Source organism: Brevundimonas sp. NIBR10, from assembly GCF_027912515.1.
GTDB lineage: Bacteria > Pseudomonadota > Alphaproteobacteria > Caulobacterales > Caulobacteraceae > Brevundimonas.
On sequence record NZ_CP115464.1, the window covers coordinates 1128377 to 1154825 of the forward strand.

The following is a 26449-nucleotide window of genomic DNA, read 5'->3' on the forward strand; positions in this document are numbered from 1 at the left end:
TCCATTCAACCGTGCGACCCCTCATCCGTCAGCCTTCGGCTGCCACCTTCTCCCGCAAGGGGAGAAGGATGCCCGGGGAGCAGGCCGAGTCCTTTACCGGTGAGACCGCGTCCCTCATCCTGACCGCTTCGCGAACGGAGAGGTAGACGGCCCTCTGGCTTCTCGACCCGACGGCCGAGAACAGCTTAGGATCACCCCATGGACACCCTCTCCCAACGCTGGGCCAAGCTCTTGCCCAACACCATCGTCGTCGGGCCCGACGACGCCCGCCCTCGACCGGCGGTGATCCTGTTCCACGGCTGCGGCGGGATGCGGCCGCATCTGCCGCTCTATGCGGCGGCGGCCAAGGCGGCCGGGTGGCGGGCCTTCATCGTCGACAGCTACGCGCCGCGCGGCTGGGGCCGCATGTTCGCCCTGTCCATGGTCTGCACCGGCGCGACCCTGAGGGGCCATGACCGGGGCGGCGATGTGCTGGCGGCGATCCAGGGCGTCTCGGCCCGCGCGGACGTCGATGCGAGCAAGATCGCCGTCGCGGGCTGGAGCCACGGCGGCTGGGGCATCATGGAACTGTTGGCCGCCCCCCGGACCCGGCCCGGCGAACTGGGCGTCGCCGACACCGGGTCGGCCTCGCTGGCGGGACTGAAGGGGGCCTGGCTGGCCTACCCCTATGTGGGCTTCATGGCGACGGCCCGCGCCCGGCCGTGGCGGCACAAGCCCCGCACCGAGGTGGTCATCGCGCGCAGCGACCACCTGACCACGGTGCGCAACGCCGAACGCATCTTCGCCGATCACCGCAATCAGGGTGCCCGTATCGAAACCTGGATCGCCGAGGGCACCCACTCCTTCGACGAACCGACCGGGGCCATGCCCATGCGCCATGACCCCGCCCTGACCCAGGTTGCGGTGGGCCGGTTCGAGGCCTTCCTGCGGGGGCTCTAGCCGCGGTTTCAGGTCCTGTGGACGCCGTCGCCTACTTCAGGATCGTATAGGTCATCTCGGCCCGGACTTCGAAGCCCAGCGAGCGGTAGAAGGCGATGGTGGCATGGTGTTCGGCGAAGGCGTGCAGGAAGACGCCTTCTCCGGTGGCCAGGATTTCACCGGCCACCACCCGCGACAGGCCGGCGGCATAGCCGCGCCCCCGCCAGTCGGGATGGGTGCAGACACCGCTCAGTTCGGTGAATCCGTCGACCCTCAACCGCCGCCCGGCCATGGCGACCAGCCGCCCGCCCTGCTTGACCCCGATGAACGGTCCCAGCCGCCGCGTGGCCGAGCGGAAGGGACCCGGCCGGGTCAGGGTGGCCAGCGCCAGCATCTCGGGCGCGTCCGTCTCAGTCAGGGTCTCGAACGCGATATCCGGACCACCGGGCGTCAGGGCCGAGGCGACCATCTGGACCAGGGGAACGCGGCTGACGACCTCGACGCCTGCCAGGTCGATCCCGGCCATCGGCCCGTCCGCCTTCTCGACCATCCCCGCACCCGGGTGACGTCGGGCCAGGTCGGCCATGACCGCCAGGGTCTCGGGTTCGGCGTCCGCGCCCGACAGGAAGACCCCGACCTCCGGATCGATGCGGACTGCCCGGGGGCCGGAGTCCGACGTGGCGAATCCTGCCAGCCGGCTCGTCAGGCCGTTCCAGACAGCGCGGTCGAGAGGATGGTCCAGGGTCATGGGCGCAGAATGCCGGGGTCGAGAGACGGCGACCAGTCGCCGGCGAACGTCAGGTCCGAAAGCCGCTGACGACGAACACAATCACCGCTCCGTCGGGGTGATGAACCTTCCCAAGGCACGACCCAACTCAGCTTGCGAAGGCCCTAGCGCCAGAAGCCGACAATGGACTTCACCTCGTCCACCACCGGGTCGGCGATGGCGGCGGCCCGCTCGGCACCGTCCTTCAGGACGCGGTCGATCTCGGCGGGGTCAGCCATCAGGCGTCGCATCTGTTCGGTAACGGGCGCGAGCGAGGCGACGGCGAGGTCGGCCAGGCGGGGCTTGAAGGCGCCGAAGCCCTGGCCAGCGAACTCGGCGGTGACGGCCTCCTTCGTCTGGTCCGACAGGGCGGCATAGATGGCGATCAGGTTCCTGACCTCGGGCCGGTCGTCCAGGGCTTCGCCGACCTCGGGCATCACCCCCATGTCGGTCTTGGACTTCCGGATCTTGCCGGCGATGGTGTCGGCGTCGTCGGTCAGGTTGATGCGGCTCTGGTCCGACGGATCGGACTTGCTCATCTTGGCCGCCCCGTCGCGCAGGCTCATGACGCGGGGCGCGGGCCCCTGGGTCAGGGGTTCGGGCAGGGGGAAGAAGCCGGGCACGCCGAAGTCGGTGTTGAACTTGGCGGCGATGTCACGGGTCAGTTCCAGATGCTGTTTCTGGTCCTCGCCGGTCGGCACCTCGGTCGCCTTGTACAGCAGGATGTCGGCCGCCTGGAGCACCGGATAGGTATAGAGGCCGACGCTCGACCGTTCCTTGTGCTTGCCCGACTTCTCCTTGAACTGGGTCATCCGGTCCAGCCAGCCGAGGCGGGCGACGCAGTTGAGCACCCAGGCCAGCTCCGAATGGGCGCGCACCGCCGACTGCGGCCAGATGATCGAACGGGCCGGGTCGAGGCCGCTGGCCAGATAGGCGGCGGCGATCTCGCGCGTCTGGGCGGCCAGTTTGGCGGGGTCCTGCCAGACGGTGATGGCATGCAGGTCGGCGACGAACAGGAAACAGGGGGCGCCCGCGTCCTGAAGCTCGGTGAACCGCTTCAGCGCACCCAGATAGTTGCCGAGGTGAAGCGCACCCGAGGCCTGGATGCCGGACAGCACCCGGCGCGGGCCGGTGTAGGCGGGAACGGCTGGGGGAGCAGCATCAGACATGGGGCGGCAGATGCCCTAGCGAGGCCGGAAGGGCAAGCGTCGCGCATCTCCTCCCCGTCGGCGCTTGGCCGATGGGGAGGTGGATCCGAGCCGCTTGGCGAGGAGACGGAGGGGGCGAGGGAACCTGGCCGGTGAGGGCGGCGGGTCGCGCCGACGTCGGGTTCAGGCCGCCCGGCTGGCGGGCACGCGCACCGACCGGCTCAGCGAACAGGCGGCGGGTTCGGTCAGGGCCAGGGCGTCCCAGTCCAGGTCGGGCCGGGGGGCGTGGGCGGCGGCGAGGATGGCGCGCAGTTCGGCGGCCGAGGCCACCGAGGCGATGGCGGCGCTGACCGGCGGCAGGCCCAGCGCAAAGGCCAGGGCCGCCTGCATCGGATCGACCCGCGCCTCGGCCAGCCGACGTCGCGTCCGCGACAGGGCCGCGCCGTGCTCGGCCAGGTGATCGGGCAGATGCTCGCGCGCGGCGAACAGCAGGCCGCGCGCAAAGATCGAGGAGATGTGGACGTCGACGCCCATTCCGGCCAGGTCGGAAATGACCCCTTCGGAAACCGGTCGCTGGTCCAGCAGGTTGCAGGGCATCTGGACGATGTCGGGCTGGAACCGGCGCGCCAGCAGGGTCGGGCCGTCCTCCATGGTGGCGCAGAAGCCGATCCGCTTGAACAGGCCGCGATCCTTGAGCGCCCTCAGCCGGTCCCACAGGGCGCGGCCGTCGGCACCGGCCAGGTCATGGGCGCTGGACACCAGGACGGCGTCCCCGCGCGGCAGACCCAGACGCTCCAGCGAGCGCCTTGCCCGGGCCTCGACCCGGTCGATCCCTTCGGACAGGGGCACGGTGCGCACGGTGACGCGAAACGGGGAGGGGAAGGGCCAGGCCTGGCCCAGCAGGCGTTCGGTGTCGGCCTCGGGCCGGGTGGCGACGATGCCGACGCCCGCGTCCGCCCCCGTCGACAGCAGCAGCCGCATCGCCTCCTCGCGCGCACCGACGGGCGCAGGTGTCGCGCGCTCGGGCTCGGTCACCACGGCGAGGGCCAGCCGGGCGACGGGCGAATGGGAAGGGTTCAGCAGCACCAGCCTACCCTGCCCCATAAAGTTTAAGGGAGGCTGACCCGGAAGTTCCCAAGACCTTACTGGAATAGCAGCGTTGTGGGTGTGTCCCTGCCGGGGGCGATGCGGCCTTATCCATGCTGCGATGCGGGAACCGTGGCGCAGGAGTGGCGTTCAGGGCGCAAGACCTCTATTTACGGTCAAGCTGAAACCCCGGAGCGCGCACCATGGCAACCACCAAGGCTCGAGAAGACATCAAGAACGACCTCAAGACCCTGAAGGACGATCTGAAGACCGGCGCCCGCGAGGAAACCGCGCGCCTGAAGGAAAAGGCCGCCGAGGCCAAGGCCCGCCTGACCGAAAAGGCCTCCGAGAGCGAAGCCGTCCTGCGCGCCCGCGCCGAGGAGGTCCGCGAACAGGCCCGCGGCTATTACGACCAGGCCCGCGTGCGCGGCCGCGAATACTATGACGACGCCTCCGAGCGGTTCGACGAAGCCCAGCGCTACATCACCGAACGGGTCCAGGAGCGCCCCGTGCAGTCGACCGCCATCGCGCTCGGCGTCGGCGTCGTGCTGGGCCTGCTGCTCGCCGGTCGTCGCCGCTGATGCTGAAGGGCGTGGTCTCAAAGGTCGTCGCCGGTCTCGCGGCCGGCGCCAGCCTGTTCGTGGCGATCGTGGCGCTGGGGGCCACGCTGTTCTTCGCGCTGGATCTGGTGCTTCCGGCCCTGGGCGCGGCGGCGATCACCTTCGGGGTGTTCGCCCTCGTCGCGCTCGTGATCGCCCTGGTCTTCCTCAAGGGCGACGGCTTCGGCCATGCCGAGGAGGAGGAAGAACCCGAAACCTTCGTCCAGAAGGCCGTTCACATGGTCCGCGAACGCCCCATCCTGGGCGCTGTCGGGGGGCTGGGCGCGCTCTTCCTGCTGCTGCGCAATCCGGCCCTGGCCGCCATCGCCGCCAGCATGATCACCGAAAAGCGGATGGAGAGCCGGGGCTACGGTCGCAAGCGCCGCCGTTAATAACGGCGACCATGGAACGGTGCGTGAGGCGCTGCGTTGAATCGTCGCGGTGCCGAGAGACGGCGGCGCCAAATGTTCGTCGCATCTTTCATTCACCGATTACTTGGAGGCTATCATGCTTCGCTGGGCTATATTCTTCTTCGTCGTCGCACTGATCGCGGCAGTTCTGGGCTTCGGCGGCATCGCCGGCATGTCCTTCGAGATCGCCAAGTTCGTGGCCATCATCGCCGTGATCCTGTTCGTGGTATCGCTCGTCATGAACGGCATGCGCGGTCGCGGCACTCGAATCTAGCGACTCCTGCGGGTCGAAACGCTCAAGGCCGCCGCCCGACAGGGCGGCGGCCTTTTTCATTGGGTGCTGCTCGAGAACTCACGCAGCAGAAAGGGCGGGGCCCGTCGCCGGACCCGCCCTCCCTGTTTCGGGCGTCTGAGTGACGTGGACTAGAAGTCCATACCGCTCATGCCGCCGCCCTTCTTGGGGGGGTCGGCCACGGCCGCCCGAGTGGTGATCAGGATCGAGGCCACCGAGGCGGCGACGCCCAGGCCGTCGCTCCCCTCGCGGCCTCTGGCGAGGGGAGCGAAGGAAAAGAGGCTAGCGAGATTGACGGAGGAGTTCGGCGGCCGCGCGATAGCGCTCGTAATGATCGCCCTCGTCGGACGCGATCTGGCGGAACATCGCGGCGGCGCGGGTGTCGCCCACGGCTTCGGCCTGGTCCGCAAAGCCGATATACATGGTCACGTTCTCGTATTGCTCGCCAGCCATCGCATCCACCAGATTGGCGTCGTTCGTGCCATCCAGCTTCAGGGCGTCGGCTTCGCGCGCGAAATGTTCGTTGGCCTCCACGTTAGCCGAGCTTTCGAACAGCTGGGCCAGTTCGACGTTGCCGCTCTCTCGTGCGACCTCGGCGTAGCGAAGATATTTCAGGTTGGCGAAGGCCTCGCCGTGCATGGCGGCTTCCAGATTGGCCCGCGTGTGCGGATTCAGGTCCTGGGCGGATGCCGCCCCGGCCGACAGGGCGATGGCGGTGAAGGCTGTGGTCAGAAGGCTCTTGAGGGTCACGAGAAGGTTCCGGTGTCTGGGGTGCGCCCGATGCGCCGGTGCCGTCTGGGCGCGAAGCCTGACCGGAGCCTGACGACGCCATTGTATCGGGCATTCGCGCTCGGCGCGGTGTCGATCGAGCCGTCAGGTGGCCGTCAGCTTCGGACGTCAGGTCGGCGTCACCGGGCGATGTCGTCCGGCGACACATCCATCTTTCTCGAGGCTCCTCATGAAGAAGTTCCTGATCCCTTCGGCCATCGCCTTGTCCCTGGCCGCAACCGTCGGCGTGGCCATGACCGGCTTTGCGACCTCGGCCTCGGCCGGTCCGGTCTGCACCACCGCCCCCCGCGCCCAATGGCTCACCGAAGCCCAGATGCGGGAGCGCATCGCACGACTGGGCTACACCAGCATTCGCGTCTTTCAGGTCAGCGGCAGCTGCTACGAAATCTATGCTCGTGCCGCGAACGGCCGTCGCGCCGAGGTGTATTTCAACCCGGTGACCGGTGCGGTCGTCCAGAACAACGAGGACTGAGTCCTGTGACCAAGGCAACCGTGGTTCTGGGGGATGGGACGGTCGTCCCATCCCCTGCATTGGTGCCAAGGCGAACCAAGGTCTGGGATCCGGTCGTGCGCCTGTTTCACTGGACCCTCGTTCTGGGCATCGTCGCCAATCTGACCGTGTTTCGCGAACTGAAGTCGGTTCACCGCTATGTCGGCTATGTCATCGTCGCAGCCATCACCATCCGGCTGGTGTGGGGATTCATCGGCCCGCGCCACGCCCGGTTCGCCGATTTCGTGGCTCGGCCGCGTCGCCTGATCGGATATCTCAAGGCCATGATCCAGCGGCGTGAGCCACGCTACATCGGCCACAACCCGGCGGGCGGCCTGATGATGCTGGCGCTGATCCTGCTGTCGCTTTTCTGCGGCGTGACAGGCTGGATGATGGGTCTGGACGCCTTCTGGGGCGCGCCATGGCTGGAAGCCACGCACGAGACGGCCGCAAAAACCATCATGGCCCTCGCGATCCTGCATGTGCTTGCGGCCCTCGTGGAAAGCTGGCGTCACCGCGAAAATCTGGTCATGTCGATGGTGACCGGCTGGAAGCGTTCCGCCAGCGGAACGGATGTCGATCATGCGTCTCCTCCTCGTTGAAGACACTATCCGACTGGGCGAGCTCCTCAGCGAAGGGCTCGGCCGCGATGGCTTCGTCGTCGACTGGCGTCAGGACATCGAGGGTGCGGCGGAGGCGGTCGCCAGCGCGACCTACGATCTGATCCTTCTGGACCTCGGACTGCCGGATGGCGACGGGCTCGACTGGGTGAGGACCCTGCGACGCGCGACCGACCTGACGCCCATTCTGGTGCTCACCGCGCGCGGTGGGCTCGACGATCGGGTTACGGGGCTGGACGCCGGCGCAGACGACTATCTGGTCAAGCCGTTCGAGGCTTCGGAGCTTTCGGCGCGGTGTCGCGCGATCCTGCGTCGGCCCGGTCAGCGGATGACTCCGGTGCTTCGTGTGGGACCACTCGCGTTCGACGTCGCGTCGCGCCAGGCGGTGCACGGTGATCTGCCGATCGAACTGTCCCGCCGCGAAGGCGACCTTCTGGAGACGCTGATGCGCCGCGCGGGTTCGGTGGTGACCCGCGGGTCATTGGAAGAGTCTCTCTATGCGTTCAACGAACCGGTCACACCCAATGCGGTTGAAGTGGCTGTCTCCCGACTTCGTCGCAAGCTCGACGAGGCGGGCTGCACGGGGATGCTGCACACGGTTCGAGGCCTTGGCTATCTGATGCGGGATGCCGTCGCGTGACCCGTACGCCCTCCATTTTCCAGCGCCTGATGCTGGGGTTCGCCCTGATGAGCGTCATCGGCGGCTTCATCCTGCTTCTGTTCGTCGGCGTCGAATACGGCCTGTCCTCCCGCGCGAGGCGGGACGAGATCCAGTTCGCGGGGATCGCGAACGAGGTCGCCGACCATGTCGTCGTGCCGCTGCTGGTGCTCATCATACCCATGACCCTGGCCGCGCTCTGGGTCATCCGCTCATCCCTTCGGCCGTTGAGCCTCGCCGGTGCGCGGATCGAGGCCGCCCAGGCCGCTGACAAGGGTTTCCGGGTCGATCTGCAAGACTTTCCCATCGAGGCGACCGGCTTCGCTGACGCCGTGAATGGATTGCTGGCGCGCCTCGATGAGGCCGCGACCCGCCAGGAAGCGTTCGCCGCCGACGTTGCGCATGAGTTGAGAACGCCTCTTGCAGTTCTGGGGCTTGAGCTGGACCGGCTGGATTCGCCCGAGGCACACAGGCTGAAGCGGGATGTCTCGGCGATGTCGCGGCTGGTCGATCAGCTTCTGGTGCTGGCTCAACTGGATGCCCAGGCAGCGGCGCCGGTGACGGCGACCTCGGTCGATCTGGCGGGCATCGCCACGGAAATCGTCTCGCAGTACGCCCCCCTCGCGGTCGCAGAAAACAAGTCCTTGGCGCTCGAGCTGGACGGCGGAGTCCGGATTGGAGGCAGACGTGAAGCCATCGCCGCCGCGCTTCGGAACCTCGTCGAGAACGGGCTTCGAGTGACGCCGCCGGGAGGGACGGTGACGGTGACGGCTGGTTCCGGCGCAAGGCTTTCGGTGATCGATGGCGGGGGCGGACTTACGCCGGAGCGCCTCGCAGAACTCTCCCAGCGCTATCGCCGTGGAGATCACGCCAGCACAAGTGGAGCCGGTCTGGGATTGGCCATCGTCTCGCGAATCATGGCGGCGCATGGTGGACGGATCGAGACCCGGCCGGATCGGTCCGAACTGATCCTCGTCTTTGCCCCTTTATCGAGAACCGACCATGAGCCGACTTGAGCGCCATCCCGAACGCCACCTGGTCTCCCGGATCGGCTGGCTACGCGCTGCGGTGCTGGGGGCCAACGATGGGCTGGTGTCGACCGCCAGTCTGATTGTCGGTGTGGCGGCTGCGCAGACGGACAAGACAGGCATCCTGATCGCCGGCGTCGCGGGGCTGGTCGCCGGTGCCATGTCCATGGCGGCGGGCGAATACGTCTCGGTCAGCTCCCAGGGTGATACCGAGGCCGCCGATATGGCGCGTGAGCGCGCCGAGCTTGACGCCGATCCCGAGGCCGAGACCCGCGAGCTGGCCGCGATCTATCGCAGCCGGGGCGTCGATGCGCAGGTGTCGCTGGAGGTCGCGCGCCAGTTGATGATCCATGATGCGCTGGGCGCGCACGCGCGTGACGAACTCGGTCTCTCGGAGCATACAGCCGCGCGTCCGATCCAGGCGGCCCTGACCTCGGCCGCGACCTTCGCGGTGGGAGCGGTCCTGCCGCTGGCGGTGGTGGTTGTGGCGCCCGGATCGCTGCTCGTCGTGCTGGTGTCGGGCTCGGCCCTCATCGGACTGGCCCTGCTGGGCGGCATCGGCGCCAGGGTCGGCGGGGCCGGTATCGCCAAGGCCGTCCTGCGGGTCACCTTCTGGGGGGCGTTCGCCATGGGGCTGACCGCCGGCATCGGTCACCTGTTCGGGACCTTCATCTAGCCCGACCGTGTAAGGCGGTTCAGTCCTCGTCCGCTTCCCCGGCCTCGCCGCCCTCGCCAGCCTCGCCGCCCTCACCCCCTTCGCCGGCTTCCCCGTGTGCGCCCGGTGTGAAGGCCAGCGGATCGACACGCGTCGCTGCATAGGCGGCGCCCGCGACGACCAGGACGGCCAGGGGAATGGCCACGCGCGCCGGCGGAGCGGCGTCCTGGGCATTGGGGAAATGCGTCGTCTTCTTGCGGCCGGTGATCATGGCCCCGATCAGATTGTCTCGCGTCAGGAATGACATCGCCGCCACAGCGACGACATGCAGCGCGATCATCGCCAGGAGGATGTAGGCGATGGCTTCGTGCCCGCCCTCGCCGCCCGTGATCCCGGTGAAGGTCGTCGCGGCGACGAGGGCCAGAAGCGCCAGCACGGCTATCCCGCCTAGCGGGTTGTGGCCGAGCGAAGCATGAACGCGGCCCGCGAACAGTCCCCTCACGTGGCCCGCCATCCGCGACGGACGGATCAGATTCACAAAGCGGGCATGTTCTCCTCCCACAAAGCCCCAGACCAGCCTGAAGGCGATCAGGATCGCCGCCACCCAGCCCGCCGGCACATGCCAGGGCGACAGGGCGCTGCCCTCTTCCGAGGACAGGAAGGCGACCGCGATGGCGGCTACGAGGAACCAGTGGAACAGGCGGATGCCCCAGTCCCAGGTCTTGATAGTTCTGATCGCCTGGGGAGCCGTGCTGGTCATTGAAACCTCCGTTTGAAGGGAGACTGGTCGCAGAACCTGACGACAGCCTGACATCGAGCGGGTCGTACGTTGGCTCAGTTCAAGAGTTGCTTGCAGGCGGCTGGGGCCGTGGAAGGTAGATGTTCTGGAAGAGCGCGAACGCGCCCTCACACAGGCGGTCGCAGCCGGAAAGCCGGAGTTCCAAAAACTGCCTTGTGCAGCAACTGACCAAAGAAAAGGGCGGGCCCGTCGCCGGACCCGCCCTCCCTTTTTTCTGGCGTCTGAGTGACGTGGACTAGAAGTCCATGCCGCCCATGCCGCCCATGCCGCCGCCCATGTCGGGGGCGCCGCCGCCGCCCTTCTTGGGGGCGTCGGCCACGGCCGCTTCGGTCGTGATCAGGATCGAGGCCACCGAGGCGGCGTCGGTCAGGGCGGTGCGGACCACCTTGGCCGGGTCGATCACGCCCATGGCGACCAGGTCGCCGTACTCTTCGGTCTGGGCATTGAAGCCGAAGGTGGGCGAGCTGTTTTCAAGCACCTTGCCGACCACGATCGAGCCTTCGACGCCGGCGTTTTCCACGATCTGGCGGATCGGGGCCTGGATGGCGCGACGGATGATGGCGATGCCGGCAGTCTGGTCGGCGTTGTCGCCGGTCAGGCCTTCAAGCGCGCGGGTCGCCTTCAGCAGGGCGATGCCGCCGCCGGGGACGATGCCTTCTTCAACTGCGGCGCGCGTTGCGTTCAGGGCGTCGTCGACGCGGTCCTTCTTTTCCTTGACTTCGACTTCCGTCGAGCCGCCGACGCGGATGACGGCGACGCCGCCGGCCAGCTTGGCCAGACGTTCCTGCAGCTTTTCCTTGTCGTAGTCCGAGGTGGTGTCCTCGATCTGCTTCTTGATCTGGCCGATGCGGGCCTCGATCTCGTCCTTGCCGCCGACGCCGTCCACGATGGTGGTGTCGTCCTTGGTGATGGTGACCTTCTTGGCCTTGCCGAGCATGTCGAGGGTGACGTTCTCGAGCTTGATGCCCAGGTCTTCACTGATGACCTGGCCGCCGGTCAGGACCGAGATGTCCTCCAGCATGGCCTTGCGGCGATCGCCGAAGCCCGGCGCCTTGACGGCGGCGACGCGCAGGCCACCGCGCAGCTTGTTGACCACCAGGGTGGCCAGGGCCTCGCCCTCGATGTCCTCGGCGATGATCAGCAGCGGACGGCCGCTTTGGACCACGGCTTCCAGGATCGGCAGCATGGCTTGCAGCGAGGTCAGCTTCTTTTCGAACAGCAGGATGAGGGGCTCTTCGAGTTGAACCTCCATCTTGTCGGCATTGGTGATGAAGTAGGGCGACAGGTAGCCGCGGTCGAACTGCATCCCCTCGACGACGTCGAGTTCGGTCTCGGCGGTCTTGGCCTCTTCGACGGTGATGACGCCTTCGTTGCCGACCTTGTCCATGGCCTTGGCGATCATCTCGCCGACTTCGGCGTCGCCGTTGGCGGAGATGGTGCCGACCTGGGCGATCTCGGAGTTGTTCTCGACCTTCTTGGCCGAGGCCTTGATGTCGGCGAGGACGGCGGTGACCGCCTTGTCGATGCCGCGCTTCAGGTCCATCGGGTTCATGCCGGCGGCGACGGCCTTGAGGCCTTCCTGGACGATGGACTGGGCGAGCACGGTCGCGGTGGTGGTGCCGTCACCCGCCTTGTCGTTCGTCTTCGAAGCGACTTCGCGGATCATCTGGGCGCCCATGTTCTCGAAGGCGTCTTCCAACTCGATCTCTTTGGCGACCGAGACGCCGTCCTTGGTCGAGCGCGGGGCGCCGAAGGACTTCTGGATCACGACGTTGCGGCCCTTGGGACCCAGGGTCACCTTGACGGCATTGGCGAGGACGTTGACGCCGCGCAGCATCTTGTCACGCGCATCGGTGTTGAACTGTACGATCTTGGCAGCCATTGAGGGCAGCTCCTAAATATTGATTTCGTTGAAGAAGGTCGAAGCGTCGGGGTGCTTACAGCACGCCCAGGACGTCGGATTCCTTCATGATGATCAGGTCTTCGCCTTCCAGCTTGACCTCGGTGCCCGACCATTTGCCGAACAGGATGCGGTCGCCGGCCTTCAGTTCGAGGGCATTGACGACGCCCTTGTCGTCACGGACGCCGGGGCCGACGGCGATGACTTCGCCTTCCTGAGGCTTTTCCTTGGCCGTGTCGGGGATGATGATCCCGCCCTTGGTCTTGGACTCTTCTTCCACGCGCTTGACCAGCACGCGATCGCCGAGAGGACGAAACGCCATCTGTGTATTCTCCGATGTGACTTCTAAAAGTTTCCTCGTAACGCTCGGGGCCAGCTTTTGGCAGCCGGGCCTCACGAGTGCTAACGCGAGGTGCAAGTAGGGGGGTGACACCCCAGCGTCAAGACGAGCGGATCGGCCGGGCTTGCGAATTTTCGGTGACGCGGAGCGGCCGCGACCGCGAAAACGTCAGTGGGCGAAGACGGTCGCGGCCCCGGCGGAAGGGGCTTGCGCCGCCAGCCGCCAGCTGGCCTCGACCCGCCGTTCGAACAGGGGGCCGGCGCCGCGGACGCTGGTGCGCCAGTCGCGGCCGCCACCTTCGCGCCCGATCAGCGCTGCGAGGGAGGTGCGGAGCTCGCCGAGAGCGTCCCCGGGCCGGTCGCGGGTCAGCAGGAAGCGGGCATAGCGGCTGGATTCGCCCAGGGTGTCGGGGTGGTCCGGGGCCAGGCGGCTGGTGGTGATGGCCCGGACGCGGCGATACAGGGTCTCGGCCTCATCCGACCGGTCGAGCGCGGCCAGAACGTCGGCGTGGCCCGCGAGGGTGTCGACGATGTCGGGACTGTCGGCACCCAGGCCTGCCTCCAGCAGCCGCTGCCCTTCGGCGAAGGCGACTTCGGCCTCGGCGTATCTGCCCTGATCGGCCAGGGCATAGCCGATGTTGGCGCGAACGACCCCCGTGAAGGGATGGTCGGGGCCGACGATGTCGAGCGCCAAGGCCAGGGCACGCTGGAACATGGCCTCCGACTTTCGACCATCCCCTTGCGTATGCAGATACCAGCCGTAGTTGGTCAGGCACTGGGCCAGCAGCACCTTGTCCCCCGACACCTCGGCGACCGAGACCGCACGGCGATACAGGGGATTGGCCTGCCGCCCCCGGCCCGTTCGACGCAGGGAGTTGCCGAGGTTGGACAGGACGATGGCCAAGTGGAAATCCTTGGGGCCATACAGGACCTCGTACATCCCCAACACCTGGCGATAGGCGGGGTCGGCCTCGGCATGCCGCCCTTGGGCCGACAGGGCATTGGCGTACAGGTTCAGGGCGTCGGCGGTCTTTTCATGGACCTGTCCGATGTTGATCCGGCGCAGGTCGTAGCTGGCGCGGGCCGCGACCTCGGCCTCCTCGTTGCGACCCAAGGAATCGTAGGCCTTGGCCTGGTCGTAGCGAAGCTGGCCCTCCTGCACTGGATCACCGTCGGCGATGGCCAGGGCTCGGTCGAGCAGGGCCCGCGCGTCGTCGTACCGGCCCTGGTCCTGACGCAGCCGGGCCAGGGCCCCGAGCGGCACCACGGTTTGCGACAAGGCGATCGCCGCCTCCACTGCGGTGGCGGCCTCGTCGAACTTGTCGGCGTCGCGAAGCGTGGTCGCGGCCGCCAGATAGGCGTCGACCGCGCCCTTGACGTCGCCAGCGTCGGCCAGGGCCCGGGCGGCGGCGATGCCATCGTCGGTCTGAACGGCGGATTCCTGAACGACGGCGGCCCGGGCCGGCATCGACGACAGGACGGCGCAGGCCAGTCCGGCTCCGATCAGGATGGCGGGAAGTCGCGTCATTTCAGAGCCTTTCACCCTGACGGTAGGGTGAGGCTAAGGTGCCGACAAGACCCGATCGACCGCCGCTCGATGAACGCCAGATGAACGGCATTCTGCAAAGGCGTTCAGACTGGCCAAGCTAGACCTTATGCAACACCATCGGCGGGCGCCGACGGGCTCTTGGAGGAGACCAGAAATGAAGATGTTCGCCAAACTCGCTGCCGTCGCCGCGCCGGCCCTGGCCCTGACCCTGCTGGCCGCCGCGCCCGCCGATGCCCAGAGCCGCCATCGCGACCGCAACGACAACACTGCCGAGAACGCGCTTCTGGGTGCCGTGGTCGGCGGGGTCGCCGGGGCCATCATCGGCAACGGCGACGGTTCGTATGTCGCGGGCGGTGCCCTGGCCGGGGCGGCGCTGGGCGCTGTGGCATCCAGCGACAACCGTTCCTATCGCGGCGGATCCTACAGCTACGGCTATGCGCCCGGCTATTACGGCAGCGGCTACGGCAGCAACTACGGCTACGGCAACGGCTATTATGGTTCGGGCTACCGCGATGACTGCGGATATCGCCGCGACGGCCGCTGCTGGCGCAACCAGGGTCACTGGGAGCGTGAGCACGGCATCAACAGCCGCGACGGCTATGACCGCTACGAGCGTCGCCAGCTGCGTGACGACCGCCGTGACCGCCGGGGCGACCGTCGGGACGACCGCCGGGACCGTCGCGACCGTCGCTGGTAGGCGGGCCTCTAGCGTCAGGATCGGGAAACGGGCGCTTCGGCGCCCGTTTTCATGTCGGTCAGCCCAGCAACCGCGTCAGCAGCCCGGCCGTCGAGGGATCGAGCGCCGCCGAAGGCCCGCCCGCGTCGACGTCCTTCAGGATCGCCTTGGCCAAGACCTTGCCCAGTTCGACGCCCCACTGGTCGAAGCTGTTGATGTCCCAGATCACGCCCTCGACGAAGGTCTTGTGCTCATAGAGGGCCAGCAGCGCCCCCAGGGTCCGGGGTGTCAGCCGGTCCATGACGATTGCGGTCGAGGGGCGGTTGCCGGGGAAGGTCTTGTGCGTGGCCAGCCGGTCGGCCTCGACCGCTTCGGCCCCGGAGGCCAGCAACTCGGCGCGCGCTTCTTCGGTGCTCTTGCCCAGCATCAGGGCCTGGCCCTGGGCCAGGGCGTTGGACCAGAGTGGCGATTCCGGAGCGTCCTCGTGCGTCTTCGCCACGATCACGAACTCGGCGGGCACGACCTGCGGTCCCTGGTGGATCTGCTGGAAGAAGGCGTGCTGGCCGTTGGTGCCGGGTTCGCCGAAGACGACCGGACAGGTCTGGCGCGTGACCGGCGATCCGTCGCGAAACACCCGCTTGCCGTTCGACTCCATCTCGAGTTGCTGCAGGAAGGCCGGCAGGCGGCGCAGGGCGTGGGCATAGGGGGCGACCGTCCGGGCGGGGCGGTTCAGACCGTCCACGTTCCAGACCTGGGCCAGGGCCAGCAGAACGGGCGCGTTGCGGTCCAGCGGTGCGGCGACAAAATGGTCGTCCATCTCGGCCGCGCCGGCCAGCAGGGCCTCGAACACCTCGGGGCCCAGGGCGATGACGCAGCTCAGGGACACCGCCGACCATAGCGAATACCGCCCCCCGACCCAGTCGCGGAAGGCGAAGGTGCGTCCGCAGCCGAAGGCCTGGGCGCGCTCGGGGGCCGCCGTGACCCCGATGAAATGCCGCTCGCGGCCGGTCTCGGGCAGCGCCGCCGCCAGCCAGGCCTTGGCGACCTCGGCATTGGCCAATGTCTCTTGCGTGGTGAAGGTCTTGGACACGACGATGACCAGGGTGGTCTCGGGATCGAGCCCGGTCAGGGCCTCGGCCATGTCGCGCGGGTCGATGTTGGCGACGAACCGGAGGTCGATCGCAGGCTGCAAGGGGCGCAGGGCGTCCCAGACCACGCGAGGCCCCAGGTCCGAGCCGCCGATGCCGACGTGGACGATGGCGGTGAAGGGGCGTCCGGTCGCGCCGGACTCGGACCCCGACCGCACGGCATTGGCATAGTCGGCCATGGCGCGGCGCACGTCATCCACCTCGGCTGACACCGGTTCGCCCAGGGCCTTGTAATCCGAACCGATCCGGGCCCGCAGCGCCGGATGCAGCACGGCCCGGCCCTCGGTCGAGTTGATCGCCTCGCCGCCGAACAGCCGGTCGCGCGCCGCCTCGACCCCGGCCGTGCGCGCCAGTTCCAAACAGGCCTCGAACGCCGACGTCGTCCAGCTTTGCTTCGACAGGTCCAGATACAGGCCCGCCGCCTCGACGCTCATCCGCTCCAGCCGGGCGGGGTCTGCCGCGAACTGATCGACGATTCGGGCATCGGCGTCGCGTGCGGCAGCGGCGTCGAAGGCGGTCCAGTCGGCGTGGGAGGTGGCTGCGGGCATCGCGTATCCTTAACGGTTCTCAAGGTCTCGTTTACGGGTCAGGCGTAAGTCGGTTCAATCGCTTTGTCCCTGTCGACTCCCGAAGTGATCGCGAAGGAGACCTCCATGTCCTGCGGCATCGCACTCAGCCTGGCCCTGATGATGGGCGACCCCAATGTTGTCCTGGCCGCCGCCCAGCCCCCCGCCGTCCTCGGTGCCCCCGTCTCAGTCGCGAACGAGCCCCTGTTCATGGACATCGTGACCCGGTCCAGCGGGCTGAAGGCCGTGGTCGATGCCTGGAAGGCCGACGGTTCGGCGGATGCCTCCGGCTTCTTCGCCGGGCCCGACTATGCCGCGTTCAAGACCCGCGCCGTCGCCCTGTCGACCACCGACATGCAGGCCCATCTGATCCTCAAGGAGCGGGGAACCGACGGCGACCTGAAATGCATCCTGCGCGGCATTTCCGAGGATATTCCGAAAAAGCTCCAAGCCGTCGAGACCGCCGCCACCCCGGCCGCCCGTGCCGTGGCGCTGGAGGAGCTGTCCTATCTGCTGAACGACAATGTCGAGGTCATCACCACCCCGCCCCAGCCCGACGCCCAGTCCGGCGTCCCGGGCTAGGTTCAAGCATCGAGGGTGACGCGGGCGCGCCGGACGGTTAAGTCCGGGCGATGACCACAATCCTTTATGGCCGGCCCCCGCTGGTGTTCGATCCGCCCGCCACCGGTGAGGGCGGCGCGACCCAGACCTCCCCCCTGATCCCCGGATCGACCGCGCTGGAGAGCCTGGAGACCGGGTCGCTCGACGAGGCCATGATCTATGCGCCTCCGGGCGTGCTCGAGCGGCGATACACATTGGCGCTGGCGCTGCGGGCCCTGAAGGCCGGCGGGCGGCTGGACGTCATGGCGCCCAAGGACAAGGGCGGATCGCGGCTCAAGAAGGAACTGACGGCGTTCGGCGTCGAGGTCGGCGAGACAGCCAAGGCTCACCACCGGCGCTGTGTCGTGATCCGGCCGGAGATCATGACGGGTATCGATGAGGCGATCGCGGCAGGGGCGATGCAGCGGGTGGACGGGCTGGACGCCTGGTCGCAACCGGGCGTGTTCGCCTGGGATCGTATCGACGCCGGATCGGCCCTGCTGGCGCAGACGATGCCACCGCTGAAGGGGGCGGGTGCCGATCTGGGTTGCGGCTACGGCGCGCTGGCGACGGTGGTGCTGAGGTCGGCGGCGGTGACCTCGCTGCGGCTGGTCGATGTGGATCGGCGGGCGGTCGAGGCGGCCCGGCGCAATGTCGAGGATCAGCGGGCTGGGTTCGACTGGGCGGATGCGCGGACGCTCGAAGCGACCGGCGATCTGGATTTCATCGTGATGAACCCGCCCTTCCATGACGGCGGGGCCGAGGACCGTCGTCTGGGCCAGGCCTTCATCAAGAAGGCGGCCGAGATGCTGGGCAAGGGCGGCGTCCTGTGGCTCGTGGCCAACCGGCACCTGCCTTATGAGGCGGAACTGAAGGCGTCGTTCAAGCGGGTCACCCCGGCCGGCGACGGCGGGCCCTACAAGCTGTTCGAGTGCGTAAAGTGACCCCCCTGTGGCCGCAAGCAGCGCGATGACGAAAACCCCGACATCCCGCGTCGATAAACTCCTCGGCTCCATGGGCTATGGCTCGCGGACCGAGATCGCGCGGCTGGGCAAGGTCGGGGGGATCGTGCTGGACGGCGCGGATCTGACCGATGTGTCCCAGCGGATCGCGGTGACGCCGGACCTGTCGAAGCGGATGGAGATCGACGGCGAGGCGCTCGACCCCGTGCCCGGCCTGGTCATGATGCTGAACAAGCCACTGGGGATGACCTGTTCGAGGAAGGAGGACGGGGCCCTGGTCTATGACGTCCTGCCGGATCGGTGGCGTCGGCGCGATCCGGCGATCTCGACCATCGGGCGGCTGGACAAGCAGACCTCGGGACTGCTGCTGCTGACCGACGACGGCGACCTGCTGCACCGGGTCATCAGTCCAAAGAAGCATGTGGCCAAGGTCTATCGCGCGACGCTGGCGCGGCCGCTGGCCGGGACCGAGGGCGATCTGTTCGCGGCGGGCGGGCTGGTGCTGGAGGGTGAGGACAAGCCGCTGGCGCCCGCGTCGCTGGAGGTGATCTCGCCGACCGAGGCGCGGCTGACGGTCACCGAGGGGCGCTATCACATGGTGCGGCGGATGTTCGCGGCCGTCGGCAATCACGTCGAGGCCCTGCACCGCGAGCGGATGGGCGGGCTGGTCCTGCCCGACGATCTGGCGCCGGGGGAATGGCGGCTGCTGGATGCGGCGCAGATCGATCTGATCTTCGCGGCGGAACCGATCGCACGCTGAACGGCTAAGGCTCCGCTTGATCGGAGACTTCCATGACCGGTGCCACCCTCAAACGCGATCTCAGGACCGGCCGGTCGCTGTGGGCGGATAGTCCCGGCCTGGGCGTGCCTGTGCGGCCGCTGGCTCGGGCCATCAGCGTCGATGTCGCCATCATCGGGGCGGGGATCAGCGGGGCCTTCATGGCCTATGAGCTGTCGAAGGACGGGTCGGTCGCCGTGCTGGACCGCAGGCCGCCGCTGATGGGATCGACCGTGGCCTCGACCGCCCTGCTGCAATGGGAGATCGACCTGCCGCTGACCGCCCTGGCCGAGAAGATCGGCATGGCCAGTGCGAAGCGGGCCTATCTGCGGTCGCGCTCGGCGGTGGATGCGCTGAAGACGATCGTGGCGGAGGAACGGATCGTCTGCGGCCTGAAGGACAAGTCGTCACTCTATCTGGCGGGCGACGAATACGGACATCGCGCGCTGGAGGCCGAGGCCGAGGCGCGGGCCGGGATCGGGCTGGAGAGCGAATACGTCGGCCCGGCGGCCTTGCGCGAACAGTTCGGGATCGAGCGGACGGGTGCCATCGTCTCGGCGGGCTCGGCGAGCGGCGATCCGGCCCGGCTGGCGGCCGGTCTGCTGCGGCGGGCGCAGGCGCGGGGGGCAAAAGTCTATTCGCAGGTCGAAGTGCTGGAGGCGGCCAGTGATCCCGACGGCGTCACCCTGTTGACCGACGCGGGCCATGCGGTGCGGGCGAAGTCGGTGATCTTCTGCTGCGGCTATGAGTTCCCCAAGGGGGTGCCGACGCCGGGTGCGAAGGTTATCTCGACCTGGGCCATGGCGTCCAAACCGCGCCAGCGGTGCCCGGCTTGGCTGCGCGACATGCTGGTCTGGGAGGCGTCGGATCCGTATCTGTATTTCCGCATGGGTGGGGACGGCCGGCTGATCGTCGGCGGCGAGGACGAGGCCTCCCCGACCGCCCACGAGGACGAGGCCAAGGGCCGCCGGAAATGCGCGACCATCGCCGACAAGCTGAAACGGCTGCTGCCGCAGGTCGAGTTCGAGGTCGACTACAGCTGGGCCGGGGCCTTCGGCGAGAGTGCTACCGGCCTGCCCTCGATCGGCCCGGTCGAGGGCATGGACCACGCCTGGGCGGTCATGGGCTTCGGCGGCAACGGCATCACCTATTCGGTCATCGCCTCCCAGATCGTGGCGGCGGAGGTGCGCGGCGGGAGTGATCCGGATGCGGGACTTTATCGGGCTTGACGGGCAGCGTGGGGCCACGCACCTCCCACATCCATGACGACCCGTGCCAAAATTTGCGGCCTGACCGCGCCTGAAACCCTTGATGCGGCGCTCGACCACGGGGCGGCGTTCGTCGGCGCGGTGATTTTCGAGAAGAGCCCGCGTCATCTCGAGCCGCTGCACGCTGCGACCCTGTTCGAGCGGGCGCGGGGGCGGGCGAAGGTGGTGGCGGTGGTGGTCGATCCGGGCGACATGCTGCTGACCGAGATCGGGCTGATCCTGAGGCCGGACTTCATCCAGTTGCACGGGTCGGAAACGCCTGAGCGAGCAGCGGAGATCCGGCGGCTGACGGGGGCGGGGATCATCAAGGCCCTGCCGATCAGGACCGAGGCGGATTTCGCGAGCGTGGCGGACTGGGAGCCGGTCGCCGATCACCTGATGTTCGACGCGAAGCCGCTGGAGGGATCGGCCCTGCCCGGCGGGGTCGGGGCGCGGTTCGACTGGGGGCTGCTGGCCGGACGGACGTTCCAGAAGCCCTGGTTCCTGGCGGGGGGGCTCAACCCCGACAATGTGGCCGAAGCCGTGCGGGTTTCGGGCGCACCGCTGGTCGATGTGTCCTCTGGCGTCGAAAGCGCGCCGGGTGTTAAGGACGCCGGCCGGATCGCGGCCTTTCTGAAGGCTGTGGCCCGGTCCTAATTCCGACGCCTCCCCGCGTGAAGGTCCTGCCCGTGAACGCCATCATCCCCAACCAGTACGCCATGCCCGACGCGGAGGGCCGGTTCGGCCCCTATGGCGGGCGGTTCGTGGCCGAGACCCTGATGCCGCTCGTGCTGGAGCTGAACACGGCGTACGAGGCGTGCAAGGCTGACCCAACGTTCCAGGCCGAGCTCGACGACTTCCTGACCCACTATGTCGGGCGGCCCAGCCCTCTGTATCTGGCCGAGCGGCTGACCCAGCATCACGGCGGGGCCAACATCTGGTTCAAGCGCGACGAGCTGAACCACACGGGCGCGCACAAGATCAACAACTGCATGGGCCAGATCCTGCTGGCCATGCGGATGGGCAAGAAGCGGATCATCGCCGAGACCGGCGCCGGCCAGCACGGCGTGGCCACGGCGACGGTCTGTGCCCGGTTCGGCCTGCAGTGCGTGGTCTATATGGGCGCGACCGACGTCGAGCGTCAGTCGCCGAACGTCTTCCGCATGAAGCTGCTGGGCGCCGAGGTGGTGCCGGTGACGAGCGGTCGCGGCACGCTGAAGGACGCGATGAACGAGGCGATGCGCGACTGGGTCACCAATGTCGGCGACACCTACTATCTGATCGGCACGGCGGCGGGACCGCACCCCTATCCGGCCATGGTGCGCGACTTCCAGAGCGTGATCGGCAAGGAGACGCGGATCCAGATGCTGGCCAGGCGCGAAAAACTGCCCGACGCCTGTGTGGCCGCGATCGGCGGCGGGTCGAACGCCATCGGCCTGTTCCATCCCTTCATCGAGGACGCGGGCGTGCGGCTGATCGGTGTCGAAGCGGCCGGGCGCGGGCTGGACGGGCCGGACCATGCGGCCTCGATCCAGGGCGGACGGCCGGGCGTGCTACACGGCAACCGGACGTACCTGCTCCAGGACGAGGACGGCCAGATACTGGAGGGGCATTCGATCTCGGCGGGCCTCGACTATCCGGGCATCGGGCCGGAACACGCCTGGCTCAAGGACATCGGCCGGGCCGAGTATCGCGCGGCGACGGATGCGGAGGCGCTGGAAGCCTTCCAGCTGTGCTCGAAGCTGGAGGGGATCATTCCGGCGCTGGAACCCAGCCACGCCTTGGCCCGCATCGGCGAGATCGCGGCCGAGGTCGGCACCGGCGGCGACGTGGTGCTGAACATGTGCGGGCGGGGCGACAAGGACATCTTCGCGGTGGCCAAACATCTGGGAGTCGAGCTCTAGGGCTCGAATGTTGCTTATGAAGACAGTGATCGCAGCTCTCGCCGCCACCCTCGCGGTCTGCGGCGTGGCCCAGGCCCAGGCACCGGTTCAGGATGGCGTGCAGACCACCGCGCCCGCGCCCATCGTGCCCCAGCCGATCGGGCCCCAGGGCGGGCCTGCGACGGACATACCCCTGCTTCCGGGTGCGGAACTCGCGCCGGATTGCGGCAATCTGTACGGCCTGAACGGCAAGGCCTTCTGCGTCGCCGCCCTGATGGCCAATGTCGGGACGGTCGCCGAGGCCTATATCGCCGATCTGGAGACCAGGGGCTGGCTGGCGGCCGGCGGCGACGACAACCGGGTCGTCTTCGTGCGTCGTCGTGACGGCGGCGGCTGCGACGGCATGCAGATGCAGGCCTTCTACGACACCACGCGTCCGGCTTCACCCACCAGCCTGGGCTATCTCGGCTTCGCGACCATTCCGGGCAATGTCTGCGCGGCTCCCCCCGGATCGACCGCCCAATGAGCGTCCTGGCCCTGATGGCTGCGTTGGCGGTGCAGACCACGCCCGCCGTGGTTTTGCCCGAAGCCCTGGGACTGCCGATGCTCGACGGGACGACGCGATCTGCGGAATGCATGGGCCTGCGCGAGCGGTTCGAGGGCCTGGGCAAGCCGTTCGACTGTCTGGCCACGACCGTCGCCCTCGGCAACGAACGGGCCTTTCAATATATCGAGGCTGCCAAGGCGCGGGGCTGGCAGGACGCCGGAGGGGCCGCCAACGCCCTGATGATGATCCGTCCGCTGGACGACGGCGGCTGCCAGCGCCTGTCGATCGCCGCCTTCCCCGGCACCGAGGCCATGGCACCCGGCGACCCCGCCTATCTGCTGTTTGCGGTCGACCCGGCGGGGACCTGCCCCCCGCCCCGCCCTGCCGCTTCCCTAAGCCCGACGCCTCCGAGACCCGCCGAATGACCACCGCCCGTATCGACGCCCGTTTCGCTGCTCTGAAGGCCGAGGGCCGGGCCGGGTTCGTGGCCTATGTGATGGCCGGCGATCCCACGCGCGACGAGGCGCTGGAGATCCTACGCGGCCTGCCTGCAGCCGGGGCCGACATCATCGAACTGGGCTTTCCGTTCAGCGATCCGATGGCCGAGGGGCCGCCGATCCAGCGGGCGGCGCTGCGCGGGCTTAAGGCCGGGCTGACGCTTCGCGGCACGCTCGATCTGGCGAAGGCGTTCCGCGAGGGCGACGCCGAGACCCCCCTGATCCTGATGGGCTATCTCAATCCGATCGAATCCTATGGATACGACGCCTTCGCGCGCGATGCGGCGGCGGCGGGGGTGGACGGCTGCATCGTCGTGGATTGCCCACCGGAGGAGGCCGATCCCCTGTCGGACGCGCTGGATGCGGCCCAGGTCTCGCTGATCCGGCTGGCCACGCCGACGTCGGACGATGCGCGGCTGAAGATCATCGCACGGCGTACCTCGGGCTTTGTCTACTATGTCTCGGTCGCGGGCGTGACGGGGGTCAAGGAGGCGCAGGCCGTGTCGGTCGCGCCGGCGGTCGAGCGGGTGCGGGCGGCGTCGGGCCTGCCAGTCGCGGTCGGCTTCGGGGTCAAGACGCCGGAACGGGCCGCCGAGATCGCTCGTGTCGCCGATGCCGTGGTCGTCGGCTCGGTCCTGGTCGAGGAGGTCGCGGGCGCGCTGTCGGCCGGAACCTCGGCGGTGGATGCCGTGCTGGCCAAGGTCAAGGTTCTGGGCGATGCGGTCCGAGGTGCGCGCGTGGCGGAAACCGTCTAAAGGCACGACCATGCCCGACAACAAATCGACAGAACCCAAACGTGGCGGATGGCTCAGCCGTTTCGCTCCCGGCGTGCGCAAGATCGTCAGCCGCCGCAGCAACGACACCCCCGACAACCTGTGGGTCAAGGATCCGGATTCGGGCGACATGCTCTACCGGCCGGATCTGGAGACGGCCTTGTGGGTCACGCCGTCCGGCCGCCACATGCGGATCAATGCCGAGACGCGGCTGCGCTTCACCTTCGACGACGGCCGCTATGAGGCCATCGCCACGCCCGACGTGCCCGAGGACCCGCTGAAATTCTCGGACGGCAAGTCCTACAAGGACCGGCTGAGCGCGGCGCGGAAAGCCGCCGGACGCAAGGACACGATGATGATCGGGGCGGGCGAGATTGCCGGAACCCCCGCCGTCGCCATCGTCCAGGACTTCAGCTTCATGGGCGGGTCGCTGGGCACCGCTGCGGGCGAGGCCTTCATCGCCGCCGCCCACGCCGCGATCGAACGCGGCGTGCCCCTGGTCTGTTTCACCGCCGCCGGTGGGGCCCGGATGCAGGAGGGCGCGCTCAGCCTGATGCAGATGGCCCGCTCCACCCTGGCGGTGCAGGAGCTGAAGGACGCGCAGCTGCCCTACGTCGTCGTCCTGACCGACCCGACTACCGGCGGGGTGACGGCCAGCTATGCCATGCTGGGCGACGTTCACCTGGCCGAGCCGGGGGCCCTGATCGGGTTCGCAGGCGCGCGGGTGATCGAAAGCACGATCCGCGAGAAACTGCCCCCCGGCTTCCAGCGCGCCGAATATCTTCAGGAAAAGGGCATGGTCGACCGCGTCGTCAGCCGCCCCGAGATGGCGGCCGTGCTGGGCGGAGTTCTGTCCATGCTGATGGATGGGCGTCGGCGCGCCGCCTAGGGGCGCCTTCCAGCGAACCGGCCAGGCGCGAGACGTTCGGCCATATCGTCCGCCATGGGGGATGCCACCCCCGTGACCACGGCCGCGATGTGCTCGCCCAGCAGCGGTGCGACGCAGAATCCGCGTGAGCCGAGGCCGCCGAGCACGTACAGGCCCGGCTGATCGGACAGGGCACCACAGACCGGCAGGCGATCGCGGGTCGTGGCGCGGACGGCGGCGCGCGCCTGAATCGGCCCGGCCGTCCCAACCACCTGCGCCAGACGGGGCAGGCGGGCGGCCAGGGTCTGGAGATTGCGCTCGGTATCGGCGGGGCGAACATCCGTCCCGACGTCGTCGCGATCGTGGGTGGCACCGAACAACAGGCCGTCCGTGGTCGGCACGGCGTAACCGCCCCAGGCGACGGCGGGCGTCGTGCCCCCTTCGACCCAGCTCGCCTGACCGCGCACGGGGCGCAGATCGAGATCGGGCGCGAGGGCGGCTGCGCCCCATCCCGCCGTGATGACGACGCTGTCGACCTCGGCGATGACGACGCCGTCGGGGTCGGTCAGGGACCGGCCGCCGCTCTCGCCGGGCGTGATTGCGGCGACGGTGCCGGTCATGCGGCGAGCGCCCTCGATCCAGGCGGACAGGATGGGGGCGGGGGCCACCGCGAGGGCCCCGGCCATCAGCAGGCCGCCCGTGTTTGTCTCTTCGCCCAGACGGGCCGTGGCCCCGGCGACGTCGATGACGGTCATGGCCCCGGGTGACCACCAGGACTGGGCGGCGATCCTGTCGAAACGGGCGGCGTCGCGGTCGGTCTGATGGAGCTGGACCACCCCCTCGCCGACAATGGCGTCCGGGACGGTGGCATACAGTTCGCGGGCGCGGTCCAGCGCCTGGGCGTGGAAGGACGCGATACCGACGTCGCCGGCATCGAGACGGGGTGTGACGAGGGCGGCGGGGAAGCCCGAACCTCCCGCGCCCGGCCGGTCGGCCTCGACCACGGTGACGATGCAGCCGGCCGCGATCAGGGCGCGGGCGACCGAGGCCCCGGCGATGCCTGCGCCGATGACGGCGACGGTGGGACGCAAGGTCGCCTCCAGCCGCTCGCGCTTGCGGCCGTGGCCGGGGCGTTTGTCGACCTGGAAGCCGCGCTGCGTCAGGCCACGCCGGACGAACCCGGCGACGGTGAAGGTGGCCAGGCGGGCACCGGGCGCGGACCGGGCGGCGATCAGGTCGAGCACGGGCTCGGACCACATCCCGGGGTTCAGGGCGGGGGAGAATCCGTCGAGGAACCAGGCGTCGGCGCGGCCGGTCCAGGCGGACAGGACATCGACGACCTCGCCGACCGCGACGTCGATCACGGCGTTGAACCCGGGCAGGTCGATCCGGTGGACACCGGGATCGCCGGCGGGCCAGCGATCCAGCAGGACGCCCGAAATCTCGGCCAGTTCGGGCCAGGCGGCGAGGGCGCGGGCCGCCTCGTCGCGGCTCAGGGGAAAGCCCTCGACGGTGAAGACGTGCAGGCGGGCGTTCGCCGGCCCCTCGCGCCGCCACAGGTCGAGCAGGGACAGTATGTTTAGCCCCGTGCCGAATCCCAGCTCGGCGACGGTGAAGGTCGCGCGCCCCGCCCAGGCCTGGGGCAGGCCACAGCCTTGGAGGAAAACCGCCCGGCTCTCGGCCAGGCCGTCGTCGGCCGAGAAATAGACGTCGCCGAACCGGCCTGAACGCGGTGCCCCGTCCTCGGCCCAGGTCAGGCGGGGGGAGGCGTCGTCGTCGGCGGTGTCGGGAGGAGGGGGCACGGCGCTCGCTTAGCATTTTCACACGAAAAAGGGGCCGCACGACGTGCGACCCCCGA

At 68.6% G+C, this 26449-nt stretch carries 30 protein-coding genes; 20 read left to right on the forward strand and 10 right to left on the reverse strand.

Features of this window, described 5'->3' with window-relative positions:
• Window positions 1–198 precede the first annotated feature (198 nt).
• Window positions 199–939: a dienelactone hydrolase family protein gene (locus tag O5K39_RS05455; protein WP_271146267.1), complete on the forward strand. Its 741-nt coding sequence runs from the start codon at window positions 199–201 to the stop codon at window positions 937–939.
• A gap of 31 nt (window positions 940–970) precedes the next feature.
• On the opposite strand, the gene O5K39_RS05460 is transcribed toward O5K39_RS05455, so the two are convergent.
• The 3 genes from O5K39_RS05460 to O5K39_RS05470 all read right to left on the reverse strand — a co-directional run bounded on the left by O5K39_RS05460 (window position 971) and on the right by O5K39_RS05470 (window position 3918).
• Window positions 971–1666 (reverse strand): GNAT family N-acetyltransferase, encoded by a 696-nt coding sequence (locus tag O5K39_RS05460; RefSeq protein ID WP_348637126.1) that lies wholly within the window; start codon window positions 1664–1666, stop codon window positions 971–973.
• Between the two features lie 143 nt (window positions 1667–1809).
• Entirely contained in the window at window positions 1810–2853 is a 1044-nt protein-coding gene (gene trpS / locus O5K39_RS05465) for a tryptophan--tRNA ligase (protein WP_271146268.1), read from the reverse strand.
• 162 nt (window positions 2854–3015) lie between these two features.
• The gene (locus O5K39_RS05470; RefSeq protein WP_271146269.1) at window positions 3016–3918 is read right to left on the reverse strand and encodes an aldo/keto reductase; all 903 of its coding nucleotides are present in this window, start codon (window positions 3916–3918) and stop codon (window positions 3016–3018) included.
• 203 nt (window positions 3919–4121) lie between these two features.
• Between O5K39_RS05470 and O5K39_RS05475 the strand changes: the two genes are divergently transcribed.
• The 3 genes from O5K39_RS05475 to O5K39_RS05485 all read left to right on the forward strand — a co-directional run bounded on the left by O5K39_RS05475 (window position 4122) and on the right by O5K39_RS05485 (window position 5201).
• Window positions 4122–4499, forward strand: a complete 378-nt coding sequence (locus O5K39_RS05475) for a DUF883 domain-containing protein (protein ID WP_271146270.1) — start codon at window positions 4122–4124, stop codon at window positions 4497–4499.
• The gene (locus tag O5K39_RS05480) at window positions 4499–4909 is read left to right on the forward strand and encodes a hypothetical protein (protein WP_271146271.1); all 411 of its coding nucleotides are present in this window, start codon (window positions 4499–4501) and stop codon (window positions 4907–4909) included. The genes O5K39_RS05475 and O5K39_RS05480 overlap by 1 nt, the downstream gene beginning before the upstream one ends.
• 115 nt (window positions 4910–5024) lie before the next feature.
• Complete coding sequence (locus tag O5K39_RS05485; RefSeq protein ID WP_271146272.1) at window positions 5025–5201, forward strand: DUF1328 domain-containing protein; 177 nt, start codon at window positions 5025–5027, stop codon at window positions 5199–5201.
• 300 nt (window positions 5202–5501) lie between these two features.
• Here the strand turns inward: O5K39_RS05485 and O5K39_RS05490 are convergent, their stop codons facing one another.
• Window positions 5502–5969: a rubrerythrin family protein gene (locus O5K39_RS05490; RefSeq protein WP_271146273.1), complete on the reverse strand. Its 468-nt coding sequence runs from the start codon at window positions 5967–5969 to the stop codon at window positions 5502–5504.
• Between the two features lie 208 nt (window positions 5970–6177).
• Between O5K39_RS05490 and O5K39_RS05495 the strand changes: the two genes are divergently transcribed.
• The 5 genes from O5K39_RS05495 to O5K39_RS05515 are packed head-to-tail and all read left to right on the forward strand — an operon-like array spanning window position 6178 to window position 9480.
• Window positions 6178–6480 carry a PepSY domain-containing protein gene (locus tag O5K39_RS05495; RefSeq protein ID WP_271146274.1) on the forward strand — a complete coding sequence of 101 codons (303 nt, stop codon included), beginning with the start codon at window positions 6178–6180 and terminating at the stop codon, window positions 6478–6480.
• Window positions 6481–6485: 5 nt separating this feature from the next.
• On the forward strand, window positions 6486–7100 hold the full coding sequence (locus O5K39_RS05500) for a cytochrome b/b6 domain-containing protein (protein ID WP_271146275.1): 615 nt from the start codon (window positions 6486–6488) through the stop codon (window positions 7098–7100).
• Entirely contained in the window at window positions 7081–7758 is a 678-nt protein-coding gene (locus tag O5K39_RS05505; RefSeq protein WP_271146276.1) for a response regulator transcription factor, read from the forward strand. Before O5K39_RS05500 ends, O5K39_RS05505 begins: the two co-directional genes overlap by 20 nt.
• Complete coding sequence (locus O5K39_RS05510; RefSeq protein ID WP_271146277.1) at window positions 7755–8792, forward strand: ATP-binding protein; 1038 nt, start codon at window positions 7755–7757, stop codon at window positions 8790–8792. Before O5K39_RS05505 ends, O5K39_RS05510 begins: the two co-directional genes overlap by 4 nt.
• Window positions 8779–9480 (forward strand): VIT family protein, encoded by a 702-nt coding sequence (locus tag O5K39_RS05515; RefSeq protein WP_271146278.1) that lies wholly within the window; start codon window positions 8779–8781, stop codon window positions 9478–9480. Before O5K39_RS05510 ends, O5K39_RS05515 begins: the two co-directional genes overlap by 14 nt.
• Before the next feature lie 19 nt (window positions 9481–9499).
• On the opposite strand, the gene O5K39_RS05520 is transcribed toward O5K39_RS05515, so the two are convergent.
• From O5K39_RS05520 to O5K39_RS05535, 4 genes are all read right to left on the reverse strand, one after another.
• On the reverse strand, window positions 9500–10219 hold the full coding sequence (locus tag O5K39_RS05520) for a cytochrome b/b6 domain-containing protein (protein WP_271146279.1): 720 nt from the start codon (window positions 10217–10219) through the stop codon (window positions 9500–9502).
• A 274-nt stretch (window positions 10220–10493) separates the two neighbouring features.
• Entirely contained in the window at window positions 10494–12140 is a 1647-nt protein-coding gene (gene groL, locus O5K39_RS05525) for a chaperonin GroEL (protein WP_271146280.1), read from the reverse strand.
• Window positions 12141–12195: 55 nt separating this feature from the next.
• Window positions 12196–12480, reverse strand: coding sequence for a co-chaperone GroES (gene groES / locus O5K39_RS05530; RefSeq protein WP_271146281.1), 285 nt, complete (start codon window positions 12478–12480; stop codon window positions 12196–12198).
• A 186-nt stretch (window positions 12481–12666) separates the two neighbouring features.
• A complete protein-coding gene (locus O5K39_RS05535) occupies window positions 12667–14025 on the reverse strand; it encodes a tetratricopeptide repeat protein (RefSeq protein WP_271146282.1) in 1359 nt (452 codons plus the stop codon).
• Window positions 14026–14200: 175 nt separating this feature from the next.
• Here O5K39_RS05535 and O5K39_RS05540 point away from each other — a divergent pair, with 175 nt between their 5' ends.
• Window positions 14201–14743 (forward strand): hypothetical protein, encoded by a 543-nt coding sequence (locus O5K39_RS05540; RefSeq protein WP_271146283.1) that lies wholly within the window; start codon window positions 14201–14203, stop codon window positions 14741–14743.
• Between the two features lie 58 nt (window positions 14744–14801).
• Here O5K39_RS05540 and pgi read toward each other — a convergent pair whose 3' ends face one another.
• Entirely contained in the window at window positions 14802–16418 is a 1617-nt protein-coding gene (gene pgi / locus O5K39_RS05545) for a glucose-6-phosphate isomerase (RefSeq protein WP_271146284.1), read from the reverse strand.
• A gap of 105 nt (window positions 16419–16523) precedes the next feature.
• Here pgi and O5K39_RS05550 point away from each other — a divergent pair, with 105 nt between their 5' ends.
• From O5K39_RS05550 to accD, 10 genes are read left to right on the forward strand one after another with little or no spacing between them, the layout of a single operon-like run.
• The gene (locus O5K39_RS05550) at window positions 16524–17018 is read left to right on the forward strand and encodes a hypothetical protein (RefSeq protein ID WP_271146285.1); all 495 of its coding nucleotides are present in this window, start codon (window positions 16524–16526) and stop codon (window positions 17016–17018) included.
• Between the two features lie 50 nt (window positions 17019–17068).
• Window positions 17069–17980, forward strand: a complete 912-nt coding sequence (locus O5K39_RS05555) for a class I SAM-dependent methyltransferase (RefSeq protein ID WP_271146286.1) — start codon at window positions 17069–17071, stop codon at window positions 17978–17980.
• A gap of 25 nt (window positions 17981–18005) precedes the next feature.
• The gene (locus tag O5K39_RS05560; protein WP_271146287.1) at window positions 18006–18758 is read left to right on the forward strand and encodes a pseudouridine synthase; all 753 of its coding nucleotides are present in this window, start codon (window positions 18006–18008) and stop codon (window positions 18756–18758) included.
• A 32-nt stretch (window positions 18759–18790) separates the two neighbouring features.
• Window positions 18791–20005 carry an FAD-binding oxidoreductase gene (locus O5K39_RS05565; RefSeq protein ID WP_271146288.1) on the forward strand — a complete coding sequence of 405 codons (1215 nt, stop codon included), beginning with the start codon at window positions 18791–18793 and terminating at the stop codon, window positions 20003–20005.
• A 33-nt stretch (window positions 20006–20038) separates the two neighbouring features.
• Window positions 20039–20680 (forward strand): phosphoribosylanthranilate isomerase, encoded by a 642-nt coding sequence (locus tag O5K39_RS05570; protein WP_271146289.1) that lies wholly within the window; start codon window positions 20039–20041, stop codon window positions 20678–20680.
• A gap of 32 nt (window positions 20681–20712) precedes the next feature.
• Window positions 20713–21927: a tryptophan synthase subunit beta gene (trpB, locus tag O5K39_RS05575; protein WP_271146290.1), complete on the forward strand. Its 1215-nt coding sequence runs from the start codon at window positions 20713–20715 to the stop codon at window positions 21925–21927.
• A gap of 16 nt (window positions 21928–21943) precedes the next feature.
• Window positions 21944–22432: a hypothetical protein gene (locus tag O5K39_RS05580; protein ID WP_271146291.1), complete on the forward strand. Its 489-nt coding sequence runs from the start codon at window positions 21944–21946 to the stop codon at window positions 22430–22432.
• Window positions 22429–22878, forward strand: coding sequence for a hypothetical protein (locus O5K39_RS05585; RefSeq protein ID WP_271146292.1), 450 nt, complete (start codon window positions 22429–22431; stop codon window positions 22876–22878). The genes O5K39_RS05580 and O5K39_RS05585 overlap by 4 nt, the downstream gene beginning before the upstream one ends.
• Window positions 22875–23705, forward strand: a complete 831-nt coding sequence (trpA, locus tag O5K39_RS05590; protein ID WP_271146293.1) for a tryptophan synthase subunit alpha — start codon at window positions 22875–22877, stop codon at window positions 23703–23705. Before O5K39_RS05585 ends, trpA begins: the two co-directional genes overlap by 4 nt.
• A 10-nt stretch (window positions 23706–23715) precedes the next feature.
• Entirely contained in the window at window positions 23716–24612 is an 897-nt protein-coding gene (gene accD, locus O5K39_RS05595; protein WP_271146294.1) for an acetyl-CoA carboxylase, carboxyltransferase subunit beta, read from the forward strand.
• Here the strand turns inward: accD and mnmC are convergent.
• Window positions 24609–26393: an FAD-dependent 5-carboxymethylaminomethyl-2-thiouridine(34) oxidoreductase MnmC gene (mnmC, locus tag O5K39_RS05600; protein WP_271146295.1), complete on the reverse strand. Its 1785-nt coding sequence runs from the start codon at window positions 26391–26393 to the stop codon at window positions 24609–24611. The two genes, accD and mnmC, sit on opposite strands and share 4 nt — an antisense overlap.
• Between the last annotated feature and the right edge of the window lie 56 nt (window positions 26394–26449).

Coding starts and splice junctions, on each gene's coding strand:
- O5K39_RS05455 (WP_271146267.1), top strand. CDS start 199: ATGGACACCCTCTCCCAACGCTGGGCCAAGCTCTTGCCCAACACCATC.
- O5K39_RS05460 (WP_348637126.1), bottom strand. CDS start 1,666: ATGACCCTGGACCATCCTCTCGACCGCGCTGTCTGGAACGGCCTGACG.
- trpS (WP_271146268.1), bottom strand. CDS start 2,853: ATGTCTGATGCTGCTCCCCCAGCCGTTCCCGCCTACACCGGCCCGCGC.
- O5K39_RS05475 (WP_271146270.1), top strand. CDS start 4,122: ATGGCAACCACCAAGGCTCGAGAAGACATCAAGAACGACCTCAAGACC.
- O5K39_RS05480 (WP_271146271.1), top strand. CDS start 4,499: ATGCTGAAGGGCGTGGTCTCAAAGGTCGTCGCCGGTCTCGCGGCCGGC.
- O5K39_RS05485 (WP_271146272.1), top strand. CDS start 5,025: ATGCTTCGCTGGGCTATATTCTTCTTCGTCGTCGCACTGATCGCGGCA.
- O5K39_RS05495 (WP_271146274.1), top strand. CDS start 6,178: ATGAAGAAGTTCCTGATCCCTTCGGCCATCGCCTTGTCCCTGGCCGCA.
- O5K39_RS05505 (WP_271146276.1), top strand. CDS start 7,081: ATGCGTCTCCTCCTCGTTGAAGACACTATCCGACTGGGCGAGCTCCTC.
- O5K39_RS05515 (WP_271146278.1), top strand. CDS start 8,779: ATGAGCCGACTTGAGCGCCATCCCGAACGCCACCTGGTCTCCCGGATC.
- O5K39_RS05520 (WP_271146279.1), bottom strand. CDS start 10,219: ATGACCAGCACGGCTCCCCAGGCGATCAGAACTATCAAGACCTGGGAC.
- groL (WP_271146280.1), bottom strand. CDS start 12,140: ATGGCTGCCAAGATCGTACAGTTCAACACCGATGCGCGTGACAAGATG.
- groES (WP_271146281.1), bottom strand. CDS start 12,480: ATGGCGTTTCGTCCTCTCGGCGATCGCGTGCTGGTCAAGCGCGTGGAA.
- O5K39_RS05535 (WP_271146282.1), bottom strand. CDS start 14,025: ATGACGCGACTTCCCGCCATCCTGATCGGAGCCGGACTGGCCTGCGCC.
- O5K39_RS05540 (WP_271146283.1), top strand. CDS start 14,201: ATGAAGATGTTCGCCAAACTCGCTGCCGTCGCCGCGCCGGCCCTGGCC.
- pgi (WP_271146284.1), bottom strand. CDS start 16,418: ATGCCCGCAGCCACCTCCCACGCCGACTGGACCGCCTTCGACGCCGCT.
- O5K39_RS05550 (WP_271146285.1), top strand. CDS start 16,524: ATGTCCTGCGGCATCGCACTCAGCCTGGCCCTGATGATGGGCGACCCC.
- O5K39_RS05555 (WP_271146286.1), top strand. CDS start 17,069: ATGACCACAATCCTTTATGGCCGGCCCCCGCTGGTGTTCGATCCGCCC.
- O5K39_RS05560 (WP_271146287.1), top strand. CDS start 18,006: ATGACGAAAACCCCGACATCCCGCGTCGATAAACTCCTCGGCTCCATG.
- O5K39_RS05565 (WP_271146288.1), top strand. CDS start 18,791: ATGACCGGTGCCACCCTCAAACGCGATCTCAGGACCGGCCGGTCGCTG.
- O5K39_RS05570 (WP_271146289.1), top strand. CDS start 20,039: ATGACGACCCGTGCCAAAATTTGCGGCCTGACCGCGCCTGAAACCCTT.
- O5K39_RS05580 (WP_271146291.1), top strand. CDS start 21,944: ATGAAGACAGTGATCGCAGCTCTCGCCGCCACCCTCGCGGTCTGCGGC.
- O5K39_RS05585 (WP_271146292.1), top strand. CDS start 22,429: ATGAGCGTCCTGGCCCTGATGGCTGCGTTGGCGGTGCAGACCACGCCC.
- trpA (WP_271146293.1), top strand. CDS start 22,875: ATGACCACCGCCCGTATCGACGCCCGTTTCGCTGCTCTGAAGGCCGAG.
- accD (WP_271146294.1), top strand. CDS start 23,716: ATGCCCGACAACAAATCGACAGAACCCAAACGTGGCGGATGGCTCAGC.